The organism is Mesorhizobium sp. M2A.F.Ca.ET.067.02.1.1 (assembly GCF_004023285.1).
Taxonomy (GTDB): domain Bacteria; phylum Pseudomonadota; class Alphaproteobacteria; order Rhizobiales; family Rhizobiaceae; genus Mesorhizobium.
This window is the reverse complement of the sequence record NZ_RZSB01000502.1, coordinates 1-4,458: the sequence shown is the minus strand read 5'-3', so window position 1 is coordinate 4,458 and position 4,458 is coordinate 1. Positions and strand designations below refer to the sequence as shown.

5 protein-coding genes are annotated in these 4,458 nt (G+C 62.4%); all 5 read left to right on the top strand.

Annotated features, from left to right (window positions below; all coding sequences use genetic code 11):
* Positions 1–1,385, top strand: a 1,385-nt coding sequence (gene ccoN, locus EOA28_RS26125; protein ID WP_128315439.1) for a cytochrome-c oxidase, cbb3-type subunit I, incomplete at its 5' end; no start/stop codon positions are given.
* A 10-nt stretch (positions 1,386–1,395) separates the two neighbouring features.
* Positions 1,396–2,127 carry a cytochrome-c oxidase, cbb3-type subunit II gene (gene ccoO, locus EOA28_RS26120; RefSeq protein ID WP_127250428.1) on the top strand — a complete coding sequence of 244 codons (732 nt, stop codon included), beginning with the start codon at positions 1,396–1,398 and terminating at the stop codon, positions 2,125–2,127.
* 12 nt (positions 2,128–2,139) lie between these two features.
* Entirely contained in the window at positions 2,140–2,289 is a 150-nt protein-coding gene (locus EOA28_RS26115) for a CcoQ/FixQ family Cbb3-type cytochrome c oxidase assembly chaperone (protein ID WP_042647191.1), read from the top strand.
* Positions 2,290–2,291: 2 nt separating this feature from the next.
* Positions 2,292–3,155: a cytochrome-c oxidase, cbb3-type subunit III gene (ccoP, locus tag EOA28_RS26110; RefSeq protein WP_127250427.1), complete on the top strand. Its 864-nt coding sequence runs from the start codon at positions 2,292–2,294 to the stop codon at positions 3,153–3,155.
* Positions 3,156–3,326: 171 nt separating this feature from the next.
* Positions 3,327–4,458: cytochrome c oxidase accessory protein CcoG (gene ccoG, locus EOA28_RS26105; RefSeq protein ID WP_128315438.1), on the top strand; the 1,132-nt coding region annotated here is incomplete at its 3' end.

Here is a 4,458-nt window from a genome sequence, read left to right as displayed (position 1 = left end):
CGGTCTTCTGGGGGGCCGTCGGCATGCTGGTCGGCTTGATCATCGCTCTGGAGCTTGCATACCCGCAGCTTAACATCGGGCCCTGGTTCAATTTCGGCCGGCTGCGGCCGCTTCATACCTCCGGTGTGATCTTCGCCTTTGGCGGCAACGCCCTTCTGTGCACATCCATGTATGTCGTGCAGCGCACGTCCCGCGCGAGGCTGTTCGGCGGCAATCTCGCCTGGTTCGTCTTCTGGGGCTATCAGCTGTTCATCCTCATGGCCGCGACCGGCTATCTGCTGGGCATCACCGAAGGCCGCGAATATGCCGAGCCGGAATGGTATGTCGACCTCTGGCTGACGATCGTCTGGGTCGCGTATCTGATCCTTTTCCTCGGCACCATTCTGAAGCGCAAGGAACCGCATATCTACGTCGCCAACTGGTTCTACCTGTCCTTCATCGTCACCATCGCGATGCTGCATGTCGTCAACAACCTGACGATGCCGGTCTCGTTCCTCGGCTCGAAGAGCTACTCGGCATTCTCGGGTGTTCAGGACGCGCTGACGCAGTGGTGGTACGGCCATAATGCGGTCGGGTTTTTCCTGACGGCGGGCTTCCTCGGCATGATGTACTACTTCGTGCCCAAGCAGGTGAACCGCCCGGTCTATTCCTACCGGCTGTCGATCATCCACTTCTGGGCGCTGATCTTCCTCTATATCTGGGCAGGACCGCACCACCTCCATTACACCGCCCTGCCCGACTGGGCGCAGACGCTCGGCATGGTGTTCTCGATCATGCTGTGGATGCCGTCCTGGGGCGGCATGATCAACGGCCTCATGACCCTCTCCGGCGCCTGGGACAAGATCCGCACCGACCCGATCGTCCGCATGATGGTGGCGGCCATCGCCTTCTACGGCATGTCGACCTTCGAAGGGCCGATGATGTCGATCAAGACGGTCAACTCGCTGTCGCACTACACGGACTGGACAATCGGCCACGTCCATTCGGGCGCGCTCGGCTGGGTCGGCCTGATCAGCTTCGGCGCGATCTACTACATGGTGCCCAAGCTCTGGAACCGCGAGCGGCTCTATTCGATGCGCCTCGTCACCTGGCACTTCTGGCTGGCGACGCTCGGCATCGTTGTCTACGCGGCGGTGATGTGGGTCTCGGGCATCATGCAGGGGCTCATGTGGCGCGAATACGACGAGCAGGGTTTCCTCGTCTATTCCTTCGCCGAGACGGTCGCCGCGATGCATCCCTACTACATCATGCGCGCCGCGGGCGGCGCCATGTACCTGGCCGGCATGCTGATCATGGCCTGGAACATCACCATGACCATCCGTGGCTACCAGCGCAAAGAGCAGCCTTTGCCGGGTTCCGCCCCCGCCCTCCAGCCTGCCGAATAAGGAGCCAGACATGGGCCTGATAGACAAACACGCGCTGATCGAGAAGAACGCGACGCTTCTTCTCGTCGGATCCCTGCTGGTCGTGACCGTTGGCGGTATCGTCGAGATCGCGCCGCTCTTCTATCTCGACAACACGATCGAGGAGGTCGAGGGCATGCGCCCCTACACCCCGCTGGAGCTTGCCGGACGCAACATCTATGTGCGCGAGGGATGCTATCTCTGCCACAGCCAGATGATCCGGCCGTTCCGCGACGAGGTGGAACGCTACGGCCATTACAGCCTGGCGGCAGAGTCGATGTACGACCACCCCTTCCAGTGGGGATCCAAGCGAACCGGACCGGATCTTGCTCGCGTCGGCGATCGCTACTCCAACAGCTGGCAAGTTCAGCATCTTGCCGACCCGCGCTCCGTGGTGCCTGAATCGGTCATGCCGAACTACGCGTTCTTGAAAGACACGCCGATCGAGGTGAAGGATTTCTCGACGCATCTGGTTGCGAACAGGCGCGTCGGGGTGCCCTACTCCGACGACATGGTCGCCAACGCAAACGCCGACCTGACGGCGCAGGCCGATCCCAATGCCGACACGACCGGCCTGGAGAAACGCTACCCCAAGGCCAAGATCGGCGACTTCGACGGCAACCCGCAACAGGTCACCGAGATGGATGCTCTCGTAGCCTATCTCCAGATGCTCGGCACCCTGGTCGATTTCAAGAACTACGACGAAGCAGCCGGCTACCGCTGAGGAGGGCAACCGATGGAATACAACTTGATGCGGGAGTTCGCCGACAGTTGGGGCCTGCTTGCCATGGCTTTGTTCTTTGTCGGCTGCATTGTCTTCGCGCTGCGTCCGGGTGGCAGAAAGCATGCCGACGACGCCGCTAAAATTCCTCTCCAGGACGATTGATCATGAGCAACGAGCATATCGACGAAATCTCGGGCATCACGACGACCGGCCATGAATGGGACGGTATCAAGGAGCTCAACAATCCTCTGCCGCGCTGGTGGGTGATCACCTTCTACATCACCGTGGCCTGGGCGCTCGCATACACGATTGCCTATCCCGCCTGGCCGATGCTGAGTTCCGCCACCAGGGGCGTCCTGGGCTTCTCCAGCCGCAATGACGTCAAGAACGAGATGGCCGCGGCTGACGCCGCCAAGGCCAAATACGTCACGGCAATACAGTCCAAGACCGTTTCGGAAATCGCCGCTGACGACACGTTGCGCGAGTTCGCCGTCGCCGCCGGCGGCGCGGCGTTCAAGGTGAATTGCGTGCAGTGCCACGGCTCCGGCGCGCAAGGATCGACAGGGTTTCCGAACCTCAACGATGACGATTGGCTCTGGGGCGGCAAGGCGGAGGAGATCCAGCAGACGATCACGCACGGCATCCGCTTCGCAGCGGACCCCGACACCCGTCAATCCGAGATGACCGCCTTTGCCGACGTGCTCAAGCCGGAACAGATCGCCCAGGTCAGCGCCTATGTGGCGAGCCTTTCCGGACCGGTACAGGACAAGAGTCTGATCGAGCCCGGCGCCAAGGTTTTCGCGGACAATTGCGCCGCCTGCCATGGCGAGAACGCTAAGGGCAACCGCGACCTCGGAGCACCTGATCTGACGGATGCCATCTGGCTCCACGGTTCCGGCGAGGCCGCGATTGCTGCCCAGGTGCGAGCCCCGAAGAACGGGGTGATGCCTGCCTGGGTCGGCCGTCTCGGCGAGACGACGGTCAAGGAGCTGGCTGTCTATGTCCATTCGCTTGGCGGCGGAGAATAGGAGCGGGGCCTATTCTCGGCCCTCAGCCGTTCAAGCGACGAGGCCCGGTCATGCCGGGCCTCGACTTGCTTTTTGATGGCTCAATTTGACCTGCATCAACGCGACGCGCCCGCGCGATTGCGAGATTGCCGGAAAGAAGGCGGCATCATTTCGCCGTGATTGGAGATCGTCGTGCTGGATCAGTCGCAGGTAGAACGGCTCGAGGCCGAAGCGGTCAACTCCGCGAAGACGCGACAGCCGCTCTACGCCGCGCGCAAGAAAATCTTTCCGAAGCGCGCCTCCGGTCGTTTCCGCCAGTTCAAATGGCTGGTGATGGCGATCACGCTCGGCATCTATTACCTGACCCCCTGGCTGCGCTGGGATCGGGGGCCTTTCGCTCCCGACCAAGCCGTTCTCATCGACCTGGCGAACCGCCGTTTCTACTTCTTCTTCATCGAAATCTGGCCGCAGGAATTCTACTACGTCGCCGGCCTTCTGATGATGGCGGGCGTCGGTCTTTTCCTGATCACATCGACGGTCGGGCGAGCCTGGTGCGGCTATACCTGCCCGCAAACCGTCTGGGTCGACCTGTTCCTTGTCGTCGAACGCGCAATTGAAGGCGATCGCAATGCCCGCATGAAGCTGGATGCCGCTCCCTGGAGCGGCCGCAAGCTCTTCCTGCGCGTATCCAAGCACACCATCTGGCTTGTCATTGCTGTGGCCACCGGCGGCGCCTGGATCTTCTACTTCGCCGATGCGCCGAAGCTGCTCGGCGAGGTCGTCACCGGCACGGCGGCGCCCATCGCCTATGCCACGATCGCGGTGCTCACCGGCACCACCTATGTGCTCGGCGGGCTGATGCGCGAGCAGGTCTGCACCTATATGTGCCCGTGGCCCCGCATCCAGGCGGCCATGCTCGACGAAAACTCGCTGACGGTGACGTACAACGACTGGCGCGGCGAGCCGCGCTCGCGCCACGCCAAGAAGGCCTCGGCCGCCGGGCAATCGGTCGGCGACTGCGTCGACTGCAACGCCTGTGTCGCGGTCTGCCCCATGGGAATCGACATCCGCGACGGCCAGCAGCTGGAATGCATCACCTGCGCGCTTTGCATCGACGCCTGCGACAGCGTCATGGACAAGCTCGGCCGGGAACGCGGGCTGATCTCCTACGCGACGCTGGCTGACTACAACGCCAACATGGCGTTGGCTACCTCCGCGGGCACCGGCCCGGTCAATCCGGCGCTGGTGAGGACGCCGAGCGGCAGCTTCGCCAACGGCTTGGCACACTTCCACCTGGGCAAGATCTTCCGGTTGCGCACCTACA

Excerpts from the sequence above, each read along its gene's own strand:
- ccoO (WP_127250428.1), top strand. The coding sequence starts at position 1,396 with ATGGGCCTGATAGACAAACACGCGCTGATCGAGAAGAACGCGACGCTT.
- EOA28_RS26115 (WP_042647191.1), top strand. The coding sequence starts at position 2,140 with ATGGAATACAACTTGATGCGGGAGTTCGCCGACAGTTGGGGCCTGCTT.
- ccoP (WP_127250427.1), top strand. The coding sequence starts at position 2,292 with ATGAGCAACGAGCATATCGACGAAATCTCGGGCATCACGACGACCGGC.